The following is a 16,685-nucleotide window of genomic DNA, read 5'->3' on the forward strand; positions in this document are numbered from 1 at the left end:
ATAGCAAGAAAAACAAACTCCTACTAGGTATAAATATAGTAGGAGTTATCCACTTCGTTATTTGTTTGATCCTAGTCTCTAAACACCCCTTTTAATAGAGGAGGAGTAACTAACGTTGTAAATATAATCACGACAATAATCGCGGTATAATATGCTTGCTCCAATAACTGTGTCTCCAGCCCAAGAGCAGCAATAATTAAGGCTACTTCCCCACGCGAAATCATACCTGATCCGATTACAACGGAAGATCGAGCAGGAAACCCCGTGAGTCGGGCACCCAATCCACTTCCAATAAGCTTCGTTAAGATCGCAATAATCGTTAATATAATAATAAGACCCAATTGAGTTTCTAATCCCTTAAAAGTTACTGACAATCCAATACTTACAAAGAAAACAGGGACAAAAACAGCATAAGCAATAGGTTCTAGTCTCTCTTCTACTTCTTCTTTATATTTGGTTTGCGAAATTGCTACTCCGGCTGCAAATGCGCCAATAATACCTGCCACACCCATCCGCTCTGCAAAGTAAGCAAATCCAAAACAAATAATAAGTCCTGCACTAATCACTGCTTCGGAGACACGTAAAGGTGCTAACCAACGCATAAGCAAAGGAACCAATTTCCAACCAGCTAAAACAACGAGAATAAAAAATAGAACTTTTTTCAAAATAACCATTTCAAAAGCTACTTCTTCCGCTCCGGCAAAGCTCATAAGGAATGCCAACAGGATCACAACCAAAATGTCATCTACAATAGCAGCTCCTAAAATAGTTACACTTTCGCGGCTTTTTATTTTACCTATGTCACGCAAAGTTTGAATGGTAATACTTACCGATGTAGCCGATAACAAAAGGCCTAAAAAAAGAGCTGGAAATAGATCCATTCCTAGTATAGTTCCTGCTAAGTAACCACCTACAAACGGAAAAATAATTCCACCTAAGGCAACCGCAATCGAAGAACGACGGTTTCGATTTAGTTCTTCTATATCTGTCTCGAGACCTGCAAAAAACATCAATAATAGAACCCCGATCTCGCTTAGTTCCTCTATTAACTCCGAATCCTGAATCCATCCTAAAACAGCCGGCCCTATCACAATCCCAATAATGAGTTTACCCAATACTGCGGGCTGTCCCAGCCTTACACTAAGATCCCCCGCTAGTTTTGTGCTAAGTAAAATGATCAATAACTTAAAAAAGAACAACATAGTCCCACAATCCCTTTTATGTATGTAAATGATAAATAGAAACGTCAAAAGGAGCCTACAAAATAGGCTCCTCAAAATCTATCCAAAATATGCAGTTGGTTTATTCTCTGGAATCCAACCATTTACCTGCTCTATGCTTCCGGTGAAATCAAACCGTATTTGCCGTCTTTTCGACGGTATACGACACTTGTTTGTTGTGTATCTGCTTGTGAGAAGACGAAAAAGTTGTGACCAAGCATCTCCATTTGGAGAATAGCTTCTTCGGTATCCATCGGCTTTAAATTAAACCGTTTGGTGCGTACAATTTCGATCTCCTCTTCCTCTTCTTCTATTGTTGCTAAACTAGTAGCAGTTGTATTCACTGCTTCAGCTAACTGGGAACGGAGGTAGTTCTCAGCTTGTCGGGATTTACGATTCACCTTCGTTTTGTACTTACGAATTTGACGTTCGAGCTTCTGAAGCACTAAGTCAATTGATGCATACATATCTTCTGTCTGTTCTTCCGCGCGTACCATGTAGTTGGGGAATCCAATGGTCACCTCTACCTTATGACCATCTTTCAAAACGGTGAGAGAGATGTGAGCATCTGTCTGATCGGTAGAATGAAAATATCTCGTCAAACGAGAGAGCTTTTTCTCTACATAATCCCTAAGAGCATCGGTCACTTCTATGTTACTACCACGGACGTGAAATTTCATAGTAGTGAATCCTCCTTCCGCTTACTTGGTTATCTATTCCCCATCGAAATGAAAAATTCCTTTTAAAAAGTAACGAAAATATGACAAAAAAGGAGTTGAAAAATTAACAAAAAGAAGTCTCGACTTGAGACTCCTCAAGAAAAGCAAAACTTTACAGTCGGAAGAAAAATCACTCTGCATATAAGCTGACCTTTTCGGACTCCGACAAAATTAACATTTTCCTATAACACCTTACTCAAGAAATCCTGTGTTCGTTTCTCTTTCGCATGTTGGAAAATTTGTTGTGGTGTTCCTTCTTCGACAACTTTTCCTTGATCCATAAATAACACCCGATCCGATACTTCTCTAGCAAAGCCCATCTCATGTGTTACAACGACCATCGTCATTCCTTCTTTAGCCAGTTGCTTCAAAACATCCAGTACTTCCCCCACCACTTCAGGATCGAGTGCGGATGTCGGTTCATCACAGAGCAATATACTAGGCTCCATTGTCAATGCACGCGCAATCGCTACACGTTGTTTCTGTCCACCAGACAACGAACGTGGATATGCATCTACTTTTTCTGCTAGTCCTACTTTTTGAAGAAGGGTCTTTGCTTTCATAACGGCTTCTTGTTTTCTATTATTTTTCACCCGTGTAGGAGCAAGAATCAAATTTTCCATCACAGTTAAATGGGGAAATAGCTCAAAGTGTTGAAAAATCATCCCTACTTCTTGGCGGATTAGGTCTAACTTTGCCTTTGGATCTGTTACAACATGACCATTTACAACTACCCGTCCTGCTTGAACCTTCTCTAACCCATTCAAACAGCGAAGAAAGGTACTCTTGCCGGAACCACTTGGACCAATGATGCTGACCACTTCTTGTTTTTCTACTTGTAGATCAATTCCATTCAAGACTATGTTATCACCAAATGACTTGACCACACCTGTTGCTTGAATCATCGACATCTTTTAGTTCCTCCCTCCGCGTGATAGATCTCTTTTTTCTAGATAGAGTACGAGACGAGAAAGTACAAAGGTTAAGACAAAGTACATGATCGCCGCTGTTAGATATGGTGCCAGGCGCTCAAAAGTATTTTTTGCCGTAGAGAAAGCAGCGTAGGTAATATCATTAACCGCAATCATGGTAACGAGCGAGGAATCCTTCAACAAAGTAATTGCTTCATTTCCTAGTGGTGGCAACATATTCCGAAACGCTTGTGGTAAGATCACATGTCTCATAGCTTGTCCATAACTCATACCCAGAGAACGTGCTGCTTCCAGTTGCCCCTTCTCAATAGATTGCACACCTGCTCTGATAATCTCTGCTATATAAGCCCCTGCATTGAGCGAAAGTGCAACAAACCCAGAAAATAAGCCATCAGGAGGTACCAGTCCCAAAAAGTCTTCGTAAATCATAGGGATGACAGCATAATGAATGGCAAGTACTTGAAGCATTAGCGGAGTTCCACGAAAAATGTCGATATAAATACGAGCCGGAAGGCGTACTAAGCGCTTTGGAGACAGCTGTAAAAGAGAAAGAAAAAGACCAATTAAGAGACCAAATGCCAGTCCAACTACAGTTAATTCAATGGTTGTAATAAACCCCCGAACAAAATAATCTTGATATTCGATTACAACAGACCAATCAATCATAACCATACCTCCTCACAACGATTTCGAGTTTATCCACACTTTATCCACAATTTCCACAACGATTCGACAAATTTTTAAAAGTACATGGAGAAAGCCGTCGCTCCTCTTGGAAACGACGGCAAGTCCAAGAATTTATTATGGTGTCATCTTGAAATACTGATCATAGATTTTTTGATAAGTTCCATCTTCTTTGATCTTTTTGAGACCAGCATTGATTTTATCTAATGTTGCTTTGTCACCTTTTTTCACAGCGATCCCATACTGTTCTACAGGAATACTGGGGTCCTCAACCAATTTAAAATCATTGGAACCCAATTTCTTGAGATAATCTTTTACAACTGCATCATCTACTACTACCGCATCTAACCGTCCTAATTTCAGATCATCGATCGCAGAAGGAATAGCATCGTATCCTTTTAGATTAGCATAGGTTTTACCGAATGCATTTTGTACTACCGTCTCACCCGTAGTCGATTGTTGTACCCCAATTTTTTTGCCATTCAATTCTTTCAGTGTTTTGACTGGGCTATTAGCTGGAAGTAGAATCACCTGTTTTGCATCAAAATAAGGATCGGAGAAGTCATATTTTTGTTTCCGTTCTTCTGTGATGGTAATGGCTGCAATTCCCATATTTGCTTTTCCGCGATCAATGCCTTCAAAGATTCCATCAAAGCCAGTATGTTTTAATGTAGTTTGAAATCCCCCTGCTTGGGAGAGTGCATTTAAAATATCTGCATCAAATCCAACAATTTTCTGATCCCCTGTTTGAGATTCAAATGGTGGAAATTCAGCATTAGTTAATGCTTTTAATTGGTTTGGATTAGATGATGCGTCCGTTTTAGCTGGTTGGGAACAACCTGTGAGTAGTGCAAATACTAAAAGTAAGGATATATATATCTTTTTCATCTATTATCATTCCTCTCCGACATCTTTTTAAATAATTATTACTTGTTATGTATAATAATAAAAATAAAGGTTTCTTTTGTCAAATGTTTTTTTACAAATTGGACAAACACTGCATATTGCAGATGTCTTGGATAAATAGAAGTAGACATTTAAAAATAATAATATGCTTTATGCAAATGAAAATGTACTTCATATATCCATTCTCATCGTCAGGCAATGAATAAATATACAAATTAAATAATCGAAATGCGATACTGTTCGGAAAATATATCCCACCTAAAAACAAAAAAGAGAGCCAATGGATCAGCTCTCCTCCTTGATATTTATCTCATACTGTTCTAATGGAACTAATTCCTCACTGATTTAGGTAGTCTCTATATCAAAAGAGGCCTAGCCCCCGACTCTCTAGTCTTCGCTTACAGTAAGAGTTCTTTAGCTGTTTACTGCGTCTTTCAATTGTTTGCCTGCTTTAAAGGAAGGTACTTTACTTGCTTTGATCTCGATCTCTTCACCCGTTTGTGGGTTACGACCTTTACGAGCTTCACGATCTTTTACTTCAAAGTTTCCAAATCCGATAAGGGTAACTTTCTCTCCGCTTTGGAGTGCATCAGAGATTGATTGGAATACAGATTCTACTACTAGTCCTGCTTCTTTTTTTGTTTTTCCTGTGCTTTCAGCTACTTTTTCGATTAGTTCAGTTTTGTTCATTGTTTGATTTCCCCTTTTTCTTTCTCTTGTTTGATTCTATTTTTCCCATTGTTCGGAATTGTATACCCAGCCTCATCTTGCAAAAGTGATAGAGTAAATCTCTGTCGCTCCTGCTGCCTGTAACAGATTAGCACATTCTCTAAGGGTTGCGCCAGTCGTAAATACGTCATCCACTAACAAGATTCGGTCTTTCTGAATAGAACCACGAATCTGAAAGGAATCTTTCATTTGCTCCAAGCGTTTTCGTTTTGCTTGCTGGCTTTGTGGGTCTGTATGACGTACACGTACTAGTCGCTCCCGAACGGGTAACCACAGGCGTTTGCTAATCTGCTCTGCTAATAATTGAGACTGATTAAAGCCGCGACTTTTCCATTTGATCGGATGTAAAGGTACATAGGTTATGTAGTTAAAATAATAGCCTCGATATACGTCCCTTACTGTATCAGCCATCCATCGACCAATTGGCAGTGCTAGCTCTCGGTTTCCCCGAAACTTATATTGTTCGAGGACCTCCTTTGCCCATGAATTATATACGACAACACTACGATTGGCTAGTAGAGCACTAGAAATTGGCGCACAGTCTGAACAAACAGAGTCTACCGATATACTTCTTCCGCATTTTGCACATACCTTACCACTGATTTGAAGGCTGTCCATCATACAGAAGCTACACATGTCTCGTTGCCCCTTAGAATGACCACTCGTGGATAAGATACTAGAACAAAACGCACAAACAGAAGCAGGAGAAAATAGAAAGTTCCACCAGCTCACTTTTGGTAATACGCCCCTTTTTGTAATATTCCTTCTTTTTATTGCTGATTTAGCCAAATTGTTTCTCTTACTGCTCGTTCCTGCGCTTCTGTTCGTTCTTCTCCTACAAACCAGACGATCCCCCTTAAATCTGTTTTGGATCTCCCGACACGGCCTGATATTTGAAGAAGAGCCTGTTGATCATAAAGTCGATGATCTGATCCCAAAACTAATACCGAAATACCGGGAACTGTCACCCCTCTTTCTAAAATCGTGGTTGTCAGAAGGATTTGAGTTTTCCCCTGACGAAAATCTTCCACTTTTTCAACTCGATTACGATCACGACTATGAACTGATTCTAATCGTTTCGAAACCAATTGAGGATGATGGATATGTAGCCAGCGCTCTACCAAATTTAGCCTATCAATCGTCGGGATAAACAAGAAGGCTTGTCCCTGCTCTTGTCTTACTTTCTGAAGGAACGAACTAAGTACTGGGATTGGTTTGAGCTGTTTGAAAAGTTTCCATAACTTTCTCTCCACATACAGCTTCGGAATCGGAAGAGGACGTCCATGATATCTTTGTGGAACGACTACCAAAGATATTTTTTTCTTTTGCACCAGACGCCGCATCTCATAACTCGGAGTTGCAGTTAAATAAATTCTCGTCCCTCCAGGGCATAGTGCATTATCAACAGCCCGCTCTAATATTGGATTTCCATAAAGCGGAAATGCATCTACTTCATCCACAATGACTAAGCCAAATTGTTCGTGAAATCGAACCATTTGGTGAGCGGTCGAAATAAGAAAATCCGCATCTTTCCATATAGTGGAACTATCACTAGACCATGCCGCAAGAGACACCTGAGGAAAGTAATCGGAGAGCCTTTTTGCTAGTTCCTGTACAACTTCCTTGCGAGGGATCACCCACAGTACTCGTTCACCCGCTTCCAATGCTTTTTTTACAATGGGAAGCATCATCTCTGTCTTGCCAGCACCTGTTACTGCATAGACTAGTATCCTAGATGCAGAACGAACATGATCTGTTAGTTGTTGGATAGCCTGTTTCTGATACTCAGAATACAAAATGGAGACATCCATCTCCATCTGCTTTATAGCTCTGGGAGACAAAAGAGGAAAGAGAAAAACCTCATTACAGCTACGTGCTATCCCTAACTGCCGACAGTGAGTACAAACACCACACTTTTGGGAGCAGTTAGCACATGTTTGGAGTTCTATATGCTGAAAACCAGCTCCGCAACGGTTGCATTTCCAACGAAAAATCCAAGAATCTACTGTTACAGCAGCAGTACGAATCATGCCCATCTGACTCCATCGTTTTAGATTCTTGTCCCATTCGCCCTCATGTACTAGATGCCCATTTTTTCTTAGTAGTGCTTCGATTTCTGTGTGAAGTAATCGTCTTCCTTGAAACAACAGAGTTTCCACGTAACTCCTCCTAAAAAAATAAAGACATTCCGCCTTTCATAGCACGGATGTCCTCTTATAACGCAGTTGATGTTTGTTTGTCTTGATGTGAGTCTAAATCTCGAAGGTCTAAAACTAAAAACGGTCGCTTTTCTTTTTGCGCCATCTGTACAAAGTGTTGTATTGCCTCCTCTTTATTTGGAACATCCAATAAGGAGACAACTTCTAACTGTTCGAATTCAAAACGTATTCGTTTCAAGATTCGAAGTGTATCATCTGTGGACCCTGTATCAAGTACCGTAACTTGTACCTCTTTGCTTCCTAGCTGGTTTGCAATCCGATAGGAGCGAATAAGCCACTCAATGGATGCTTGATTATTTGCAGTAATAAGAAGTAGATGACTAGCCTTATGATGATAGGAACTACGATAGACTTTCTGATAAAAGGAGATCAGGAATAATACAAGTAGATAAAGGGCGACCGCACTTAATACCCATTGGAACCACTGACTCATTCCAACCCCTCCTCATAATCGTTCCTTCTATCTTATGTTGTCATATCTGAATATGTGCCTAGGAAGGTGATGAACTATCTAAATTATTATCCAGAAAAGGAGAATATAGGTACTACCTCCTTCTATTATATCACGAAAATTTCAGAATAATATATCCATAAAAAAACCCTCTCCTATTATAGGAAAGAGTTTTCTATCAAAATGAGTAGTATTAGAGACCAGCATCCAACTTTAATACTTCTGCTTTATCTGTTTTTTCCCAAGGAAGGTCAATATCAGTACGACCAAAATGACCATAAGCCGCAGTTTGACGATAGATTGGGCGACGCAGATCAAGAGAACGGATGATCCCTGCCGGACGTAGATCAAAGTGTTTTTCAACCAGTTCTACCAACTGATCTTCTGAAATTTTACCAGTACCAAACGTTTCTACTCGAACGGAAACAGGACGAGCTACCCCAATGGCGTATGCTAGCTGAACCTCACATTTATCCGCTAATCCTGCTGCTACAATATTTTTCGCAACATATCGCGCAGCATAAGCAGCTGAGCGGTCCACTTTTGTAGGGTCTTTTCCAGAAAAAGCACCACCGCCATGACGTGCATATCCACCATAGGTATCAACGATGATTTTGCGCCCTGTAAGTCCAGCGTCGCCCTGAGGTCCACCAATCACAAATCGTCCAGTTGGATTGATGAAATACTTGGTATCCTCGCTTAACATCTCTTTTGGAACGATTGGATCAATGACATGTTTGCGAACGTCTTCTTGAATTTGTTGTAATGTAATTTCTTCTGCATGTTGCGTTGAGCAAACAACCGTATCAATACGTACAGGTTTCTCATCTTCATACTCAACCGTCACTTGAATCTTGCCATCAGGTCGAAGATAAGGAATCGTTCCATCTACACGTACTTCGTGTAAACGTCTTGCCAATTTATGAGATAGCGCAATAGGAAGTGGCATGAGTTCTGGAGTTTCATTACAAGCAAAACCAAACATCAAACCTTGGTCCCCTGCTCCAATTGCCTCAATCTGCTCTTCACTCATCGTGCCTTCTCTTTTTTCCAACGCTTCATCTACCCCTTGGGCAATATCAGCGGATTGTTCATCGATGGAGGTAAGTACAGCACACGTCTCTGCATCAAAACCATATTTGGCACGGGTATAACCGATTTCTTGAACCGTTGAACGAACAATTTTTGGGATATCTACGTAACACTGCGTGGAAATCTCCCCAGCAACTAGAACAAGTCCAGTTGTGACAGAAGTCTCGCATGCTACGCGAGCATTAGGATCTTTTTCTAAAATAGCATCTAAGATAGCATCCGAAATTTGGTCACAGATTTTATCAGGGTGCCCTGCGGTAACCGATTCAGAGGTAAACAAGGATCTTTTTAGATCTTTTGCCATCTGTACTCCTCCTTTATCTAGAAGATGGGCAGGCAGAATTCTATATCTCAATGGTCAGAAAAACAACCTTTTCCATCTCTGACATTTCCTAGTTGTGATAGTAAGTAGAAAAACCCCTCCATGCGGAAAGGCATACGTTCCGAATTGTTTAGTCGGATTATATCTGTAATAGCATAACGCAAAGCATTTCGAAAGACAACAAAAGAAAACTGGATTTTTGTATTTCCAAATCTTACGTTATTCTTAACTCATTTGGGTCTGACTACTCATATTAGCTTGGTTACACCATTTGCGAAATAATTAAAGAAATTGCAACTTGAATATATTTATTTACCGATGTTAGTATTACCTTACTTATTAAGAACGAGATACAGCAAATAGTTACGTTTGGAGGATAGGATAAAATGTTTGAGAAAGTAAACCAAGCCCGCTCTGAGCGTATTCAACAATCTCAGAAGAAGCGTAAATGGTGGGTGTATGCATTAGTCTTCGTACTAGTTATGGCGGTCAGCATCACAGGATATGCTTATTACAATCTCTCCAAAGGCTATGATGCTGATACACGAGATGGGCAAAAGGACATCGACATGAAGTCTGAACCTTTCACGATTCTGTTCATTGGGGTAGACCAATATTCTTCTAAAGAAGAAAAAAGCAGAGGAATCCGTACTGATGTCTTAATGCTAGCTGCGGTCAATCCCAAGACAAAATCGATTAAGCTCGTCAGTATTCCACGTGATACTTATGTGTCCATTCCAAATACAGATGGGCACAAAGATAAAATTAATTCTGCTTCCTTTTGGGCTCAACGAAAAGATCTTAATCCAATGAAAAACTCAAAAGAAGCCGTACAGAACCTCTTGGGGATTAACGTTGATTACTATGCCAAAATCAACTTTATCGGGTTCAGTAAATTGGTAGATGCTGTTGGTGGAGTCGATGTAGAAGTTCCGTTTGACTTTAAGATCGAGACCTTTGGTAACAAAACCATTAAATTCAAAAAAGGGCCTATGCATTTGACAGGAACGGAAGCGCTTCCCTATGTGCGTATGCGTTATGATGACCCTCAAAACGATGCAGGACGGAATGCACGACAACAGGATGTTGTATCCAAGGTAGTAGACAAGCTTACCGATCCAACCAATATCACCAAAATCCCACAGATCTTAAAAATTGTAGGAGATAATATTAGCTATGATATTCCGGTAAGTGATTTTGTGACCCTTGCCAATACATGGAAAGATATTCCTCGCCAAAATATGGAAACCATCCAATGGGACAAACAGCGTGGATTACTGGAGGATTATATTTCGCTAAATGGTGTGTCACGAAACTTCGTTTATAAATTAACGGAAAAAGAACGGACCCGTGTAAGCAATCTATTAAAACAACAATTAGAGATCCCGATTGATGAGCCAACGGAGGATTCCGAAGGTAGCAGTTCTTCTGACGAGGAAGAGAGTAGTTCTAAAAATAGCTCCTCAAGCAAAAGCTCTTCCGAAAGCTAAATACTAAAACCTCTTTCCTTATTGGAAAGAGGTTTTTTCATGGAGAAAAACGCTCAAAATTAAGACAATTCGTCTAAAAACTTGAGACAGCATATTGGAAAGTGATAGTATTATTTCGATTTTAATCTATCGGAACCTTTCCTATTACGGTACGTTCGTTAAGCAAAGCGAGGGCATCAGATGACAAAACACAAATCAAATGAACCATCTTCGGAACCACGCTCCCGTTCAAAATGGTGGTTGCGAATCTCACTTCTATTCGTTTGCCTTGTAGTCGGAATAGCCGGTTTTGTGGGTTATAGTATATGGGGTGCTGTTTCCAAAGGTCAAGTGGAACAACGAGCTTCAAAGCACCGTGAGAAAGAAGTAGACATCCAAAAAGATCCCTTTACCATTTTATTTATGGGTGTAGATCAATACTCAACTAAAGAAGAAGCACAGGAACTTCGAACAGATGTTTTAATGGTCGTTGCTATTAATCCAACAACCCATTCTGTTAAGTTGGTAAGTATACCTCGAGATACATTAGCTGAAATAGCCAATACGGATGGTTATAAAACCAAGATCAATGCGGCGGCTTACTGGGGAAAACAAAAGGGATATGACCCACTAGAGAACGTGCGTGAGACCGTAGAAAACTTTTTGGGTGGAGTCCCGATTGATTACTATGCCAAAATCAACTTTAAAGGTTTTATCGATATTGTGAATGCTGTCGGTGGTGTCAATGTGAATGTTCCTCTAAACTTTAAAATCGAGACATTCGGTAATAAAGTATATAAATTTGAGAAGGGTCCTGCTCATTTAACAGGAGAACAAGCCCTTCCTTATGTGAGGATGAGAAAGAAAGATCCAGAAGGGGATTTTGGGCGACAGAAACGTCAGCAAGAAGTGATATCCCAGATTTTGGACCGAATCGTTAGTTTTAATTCTTTAACTAAGGTTCAAGAGATCTCCAATGCAGTAGGGAATAATCTAACTTATACCATTCCAACCAATGAATTCCTCTCCTTTATCGAGATTTATCAGGAGACTCCGAAACAAAACATTGAATCCATTCAAATCCAAACTACACCTCGTCGAATAAATGGTGGAGCTTATGAGATCATCAGCAAAGACGAACGATTGCGGATTTCTCAATTGATGAAAGAGCATCTTGGTATTGAGAAAAAGAGTACAGTAGGAGAGAACCTTGAAGCTCCATCTGTACAAGAACCCGAAGGCTTTCATCAAAAGAATTAGAACAATAGACAAGATAATTCCCTTCCTACCTCTAGGAGGGGTTTTTTGTTACGCTAAGATTAGAAAAAGGGGGCGCAAATGGTGCAACGGTATTTTACTGTCGGAAATAATGGAGAAACAGAATTTGAGATTAACCGCTCCCGGTTTATATGTCGGGCTAAACGGGTTCATTCTGAGAAAGAGGCGCAGGAATATATCCAGAGTTTACAAAAACAACATTGGGATGCAACACACAACTGCAGCGCTTATGTTGTCACAGAATTAGAACAGAAAGCATCCGATGATGGAGAGCCTGCTGGTACTGCAGGAAAACCAATATTAGAAGTACTTCATCAGAAAAAGCTACTCTATACTGTAGTTGTGGTAACACGATATTTCGGTGGCATTAAGTTAGGAGCAGGAGGGCTGATACGAGCTTACACACAAGGAGCAGTAGAAGCGGTAAAAGCTGCAGGAATAGTGGAGCATCGTTTAGAACAAGAACTTCTACTACATTTCGATTATTCCTATATGGGGAAAATAGAGCATGAATTACGAAATACTGATCTCGGCTTAGAGACTCCACAATTTGCAGAGCATGTCTCTTGGGGAGTCTGGGTACCAGTTGGATCGGAGAAAAGTTGGATCGAAAAGACCATGAACTGGACTGCAGGTCAAGTAAAGGTAGAGCTTGGTCGAACAGAATATCAGGAATATCCTGTAGAATAAAAAACATCACCAATACCCCTGAGATCATGGATTTCAGGGGTATTGGTGCAATCTAAGCTGTGTAGTTCTCAAACCTTAGAAAGCCGGAACTACAGCTCCTTTATATTTCTCTTCAATAAACTTCTTCACTTCAGGTGAGTTAAGAGCTTTTGCTAATGCTTGGATTGTTGCATCTGTCTCTTTTCCTTTTTTCGTCGCCAATACATTTACATATGGAGACTCTTTATCTTCAATGAAGAGAGCATCTTCAACTGGATTTAGCTTTGCTTGTAGAGCATAGTTCGTGTTAATAATCGCTAAATCTACTTCTTTGATAACACGAGGCAAGATTGCGGATTCCAATAGTTTGAACTGAAGATTTTTAGGGTTCTCTTGAATATTTTCAAGCGTTTTGTCTCCATCCCGGTTATCTAGCTTGATCAGGCCTTTTTGATCCAATAATAATAGAACACGGGTTAATTCACTGGTACCATTCGGAAGGGCAACTTGTGCACCATTCGGCAGTTCATTGATATTTTTGTACTTAGAAGAGTAAGCTCCCATTGGCTCAATATGCACACCAATTACTTTCACTAGGTTGTAATTACGTTCTTTATTGGTTGTCTCCATCCAAGGAAGATGTTGAAAGAAATTCGCCTCTAATTGTCCTTCTTGTACTGCCTTGTTTGGTAATACATAATCTTGGAATACTTGAACTTCTAATTTAATCCCTTGTTTTTCTAAGATTGGTTTCACTTGCTCTAAGATCTCAGCGTGCGGAACTTGTGATGCACCAACACGAATTGTGCCGGTTTCTTTTGCTTCCTGATTGCCACAAGCAGTTAAAACAACTGCCAAAAGTAGCCCGATTAGAGAGATGGTCCATTTTTTCATCTTGTTCATCCTTTTCTTATTTAATTGATCTTTCTCTTCTAGATACGTTTGTCCATTTTTTTCGAAATCCAATCACCAATCCATTGAACTATTTGAACTAGTACAATGAGCAAAAGCCCACATGCATACAACATTCCATCATTAAAAGACTGGAACCCAAAGCGAAAAGCTGCATCCCCTAGACCGCCACCACCTACAATGCCTGCCATAGCGGAAAAACTAATCAATGAGACGAGAGTGACGGTAAAACCAGAGATAATTGCTGGTATTGCTTCTGGGATGAGAACCTGTCGAACAATGGTTAATCGACTTGCTCCCATCGCTTCTGATGCTTCAATTACGCCGCGATCGATTTCTCGGATCGCCGTTTCCACCATCCGCGCAAAGAAAGGCGCAGCTCCTGCAATCAAGGGAATCGTTGCGGCTGTAGGTCCTAAAGTAGTCCCAATGATTAATTCGGATAAGGGAAATAAGAACAAGACCAAAACGATAAAAGGGACTGCCCGGAAAATGTTGACGACTACTCCGAGAACAGTTTGGATTACTTTACTTTCTAGAAAATAACCCTTATCGGTAATCACTAGCAAAACCCCTAAGGGAATCCCTAGTAACAGAGTAAATAACCCCGAAATCCCTACCATATATAGAGTCTCTCCGGTAGCTGTCCAGAGTTGCTCTGTATCAATTTCAGCTAACAATTATCTCACCTCCTCACTCTGGTTCCCTAGTTTTTCTAACACTGCTAGAGGAGCCACTACCTTAATCTTTTTGTCTCCTGTCACAGGGTCTAATACCTGTTGAATTTGTACAGGATTTTCTTGTACAATCTGTTGTAGTTGATCCCAATCAGTATAAGGAAGTAAAATAGAATCTTTTTCTTCTTCTTGCTGCAATAGGAATTTCCGAGTTACTTCTTGCTTTGGATCAGCTAGAATATCAGCTACCTTACCCGACTCAATTAATTTACCATCCGATAAGACTGCCACTTTGTCGCAAATCGAGGTAATTACGCTCATTTGATGAGTAATCAAAACAATGGTAATCCCTGTTTTTCGATTAATCTCTTGTAATAACCCCAAAATCGATCGTGTTGTCTCTGGATCTAATGCCGATGTGGCTTCATCACATAACAACAACTTAGGATTGTTGGCTAACGCCCTAGCAATCCCAACCCGCTGTTTCTGTCCCCCACTCAGTTGGGATGGATAAGCTTCTGCTCGCTCTGTCAAACCTACCCATTCTAGAACTTCTGTTACCCGTTCCTCAATCTTTTTCTTGGACCATCCTGCTATCTCTAAAGGAAAGGCAATATTCTCACGAACAGTGCGTGACCACAAAAGATGAAAATGTTGAAAAATCATCCCGATCTTCTGTCGCTCATTACGTAGAGCAGAAGCTTTAAGCTGATGAATAGCGGTTCCATCAATTAAAACTTCTCCACTAGTGGGCTGTTCTAAACCATTAATCATGCGTAGTAATGTGCTTTTCCCCGCACCACTATGACCAATGATTCCATAAATTTCTCCTGCATCTATATCAAATGAAATTTGATCCACTGCGCGAATTTGTTTTCGTTGTACGGTATAGACTTTGGAAACATTTTGGATCTGAATCACGATTCCTTCACCCTCTTTCTATTTATCATGTGAATTTAGCAAAATAAAAATCCCTTTCTATACAGATGCACAGAAAGGGATCCCGAATTCAGTTTCACCTTTCTCTCATCTGCCAGAGCAAAAAACTAATTGCTCTGCAGGAATTGGCACCTTTCCTATTGGATGGTTGCCGAGGTATCATCAGGCCTGCCCCTACACCTCTCTGGATAAGAGAAAACGTTATATCACGTTCATAAGATATTCATTTTTAGAATGATCTTATCTTAACAACACTCTTATAAAACGTCAATAACATCATTCTATATCAGAATAATAAGTTTTTTTATTGAATTACTTGGTTTAAGCTCCGTATTATTTATGCAACATATTTTTGGTTCGTGTCATATTTTCACTTGTTCGTTACCCTTCGATTACAATTGGTTTACAATTGCCCCATCTGTTTTTAGGGTTCGGATTCCTTGCGTATAATAGAGATAACAAAACAAATCGGAGGTGTCTCTTATGGAATACACAGTTGCAGGTAAGTCTTTTTGGATCGGGATTTTTCACGCTAGTTTGATGAGCGTACCTCTCTGGTTACTGATCTACTATGGACTCAAACTGGTATTCTAGAGAGGCAAACAAAATAAAAACCCTTTGGCATTCGTTGTCAAAGGGTTTTTATTTTACCGCGCACCATCACCTGTAAATACCACTAATACTGTTTTCCACAGAATCTGAAGGTCTAACTTAAATGATTGTTTGCGAATATAATATAAGTCAAACTCTAACTTCTCAGCTGGTGTAGATTCATATCCACCGTTTACTTGTGCCCAACCAGTTAAACCTGGTTTTACTGCCAAACGATTTTTAAATCCTGGTATTTCTTTATCAAATTGGTCCGTAAACATTGGTCGCTCAGGTCGAGGGCCAATAAGACTCATGTCTCCACGAAGAATATTAATTAATTGAGGTAATTCATCAATTCTTGTTTTGCGAATAAATTGCCCGACTTTTGTTACACGTGGATCATTTTTTGCTGCCCATTGGGGTCCATTTTTTTCTGCATCTGTTCGCATAGAACGTAACTTGATCACTTGGAAGTTTCGACCACGATGTCCAACACGTTCTTGTTTATAAAAGACTGAGCCTGGCGATTCGAGCTTGATCGCAAATGCTGCTAAGATCATTACTGGTAAAGTAAATAGCAACAGACCTAAAGAAAGTAATACTTCTAATCCACGCTTTACATAAGGGTATAGGGAACGGGTCTGATACCCTTCAGCAAAAGGGCGGGAATCACTATGGAAGTATGTCTTTGCTCTCATCCGCCAACCACTCCTGTTTTCATAGTCATCATCTATTGGATCGTTACTGTAATAATGCAGTAACGTCTGTAACATAAAAGTAATATTTCTCAACTGGTTCCAAGTATACAGGAAACCCCTGATGAAGACAATAGACGTTTCTTGACAATAAAAAACAGAAGAGACCCAATTGGAGGTA

At 40.0% G+C, this 16,685-nt stretch carries 17 protein-coding genes and 1 riboswitch; of the genes, 3 read left to right on the forward strand and 14 right to left on the reverse strand.

What is annotated here, in order from left to right; genetic code table 11:
* Positions 1-71: 71 nt before the first annotated feature.
* The 10 genes from VJ09_RS09850 to metK all read right to left on the reverse strand — a co-directional run bounded on the left by VJ09_RS09850 (position 72) and on the right by metK (position 9,256).
* Positions 72-1,202 carry a cation:proton antiporter gene (locus VJ09_RS09850; protein ID WP_044641288.1) on the reverse strand — a complete coding sequence of 377 codons (1,131 nt, stop codon included), beginning with the start codon at positions 1,200-1,202 and terminating at the stop codon, positions 72-74.
* A 131-nt stretch (positions 1,203-1,333) separates the two neighbouring features.
* Positions 1,334-1,900: a ribosome hibernation-promoting factor, HPF/YfiA family gene (hpf, locus tag VJ09_RS09855; RefSeq protein WP_044641289.1), complete on the reverse strand. Its 567-nt coding sequence runs from the start codon at positions 1,898-1,900 to the stop codon at positions 1,334-1,336.
* 221 nt (positions 1,901-2,121) lie between these two features.
* Positions 2,122-2,850 carry an amino acid ABC transporter ATP-binding protein gene (locus tag VJ09_RS09860; protein WP_044641290.1) on the reverse strand — a complete coding sequence of 243 codons (729 nt, stop codon included), beginning with the start codon at positions 2,848-2,850 and terminating at the stop codon, positions 2,122-2,124.
* Between the two features lie 3 nt (positions 2,851-2,853).
* Positions 2,854-3,537 carry an amino acid ABC transporter permease gene (locus VJ09_RS09865; RefSeq protein WP_407689980.1) on the reverse strand — a complete coding sequence of 228 codons (684 nt, stop codon included), beginning with the start codon at positions 3,535-3,537 and terminating at the stop codon, positions 2,854-2,856.
* Positions 3,538-3,672: 135 nt separating this feature from the next.
* Positions 3,673-4,443, reverse strand: coding sequence for a basic amino acid ABC transporter substrate-binding protein (locus VJ09_RS09870; RefSeq protein WP_044641292.1), 771 nt, complete (start codon positions 4,441-4,443; stop codon positions 3,673-3,675).
* Positions 4,444-4,875: 432 nt separating this feature from the next.
* Positions 4,876-5,151 (reverse strand): HU family DNA-binding protein, encoded by a 276-nt coding sequence (locus tag VJ09_RS09875; RefSeq protein WP_044641293.1) that lies wholly within the window; start codon positions 5,149-5,151, stop codon positions 4,876-4,878.
* A 72-nt stretch (positions 5,152-5,223) separates the two neighbouring features.
* Positions 5,224-5,922, reverse strand: a complete 699-nt coding sequence (locus VJ09_RS09880) for a ComF family protein (RefSeq protein ID WP_147635466.1) — start codon at positions 5,920-5,922, stop codon at positions 5,224-5,226.
* Between the two features lie 38 nt (positions 5,923-5,960).
* Entirely contained in the window at positions 5,961-7,349 is a 1,389-nt protein-coding gene (locus tag VJ09_RS09885; RefSeq protein ID WP_052807323.1) for a DEAD/DEAH box helicase family protein, read from the reverse strand.
* Positions 7,350-7,404: 55 nt separating this feature from the next.
* Positions 7,405-7,842, reverse strand: coding sequence for a glycosyltransferase family 2 protein (locus tag VJ09_RS17625; protein ID WP_052807324.1), 438 nt, complete (start codon positions 7,840-7,842; stop codon positions 7,405-7,407).
* A 211-nt stretch (positions 7,843-8,053) separates the two neighbouring features.
* A complete protein-coding gene (gene metK / locus VJ09_RS09895) occupies positions 8,054-9,256 on the reverse strand; it encodes a methionine adenosyltransferase (protein ID WP_044641294.1) in 1,203 nt (400 codons plus the stop codon).
* A gap of 404 nt (positions 9,257-9,660) precedes the next feature.
* Here metK and VJ09_RS09900 point away from each other — a divergent pair, with 404 nt between their 5' ends.
* From VJ09_RS09900 to VJ09_RS09910, 3 genes are all read left to right on the forward strand, one after another.
* Positions 9,661-10,764, forward strand: a complete 1,104-nt coding sequence (locus VJ09_RS09900) for an LCP family protein (RefSeq protein ID WP_044641295.1) — start codon at positions 9,661-9,663, stop codon at positions 10,762-10,764.
* Between the two features lie 180 nt (positions 10,765-10,944).
* Entirely contained in the window at positions 10,945-12,003 is a 1,059-nt protein-coding gene (locus VJ09_RS09905) for an LCP family protein (RefSeq protein ID WP_052807325.1), read from the forward strand.
* Positions 12,004-12,081: 78 nt separating this feature from the next.
* A complete protein-coding gene (locus VJ09_RS09910; RefSeq protein WP_044641296.1) occupies positions 12,082-12,711 on the forward strand; it encodes a YigZ family protein in 630 nt (209 codons plus the stop codon).
* A gap of 75 nt (positions 12,712-12,786) precedes the next feature.
* Here VJ09_RS09910 and VJ09_RS09915 read toward each other — a convergent pair whose 3' ends face one another.
* The 4 genes from VJ09_RS09915 to VJ09_RS09930 form a co-directional block, all read right to left on the reverse strand.
* Positions 12,787-13,584, reverse strand: a complete 798-nt coding sequence (locus VJ09_RS09915) for a MetQ/NlpA family ABC transporter substrate-binding protein (protein ID WP_044641752.1) — start codon at positions 13,582-13,584, stop codon at positions 12,787-12,789.
* A gap of 38 nt (positions 13,585-13,622) precedes the next feature.
* Positions 13,623-14,282 (reverse strand): methionine ABC transporter permease, encoded by a 660-nt coding sequence (locus tag VJ09_RS09920; protein WP_044641297.1) that lies wholly within the window; start codon positions 14,280-14,282, stop codon positions 13,623-13,625.
* Positions 14,283-15,200, reverse strand: a complete 918-nt coding sequence (locus VJ09_RS09925) for a methionine ABC transporter ATP-binding protein (RefSeq protein ID WP_052807326.1) — start codon at positions 15,198-15,200, stop codon at positions 14,283-14,285.
* A gap of 102 nt (positions 15,201-15,302) precedes the next feature.
* Positions 15,303-15,413: riboswitch (SAM riboswitch) on the reverse strand.
* Between the two features lie 452 nt (positions 15,414-15,865).
* Positions 15,866-16,507 (reverse strand): exopolysaccharide biosynthesis polyprenyl glycosylphosphotransferase, encoded by a 642-nt coding sequence (locus tag VJ09_RS09930; protein ID WP_044641298.1) that lies wholly within the window; start codon positions 16,505-16,507, stop codon positions 15,866-15,868.
* Positions 16,508-16,685: the final 178 nt, after the last annotated feature.

Origin of the sequence: Risungbinella massiliensis, from assembly GCF_000942395.1 — a bacterium.
Lineage (GTDB): Bacteria > Bacillota > Bacilli > Thermoactinomycetales > Thermoactinomycetaceae > Risungbinella > Risungbinella massiliensis.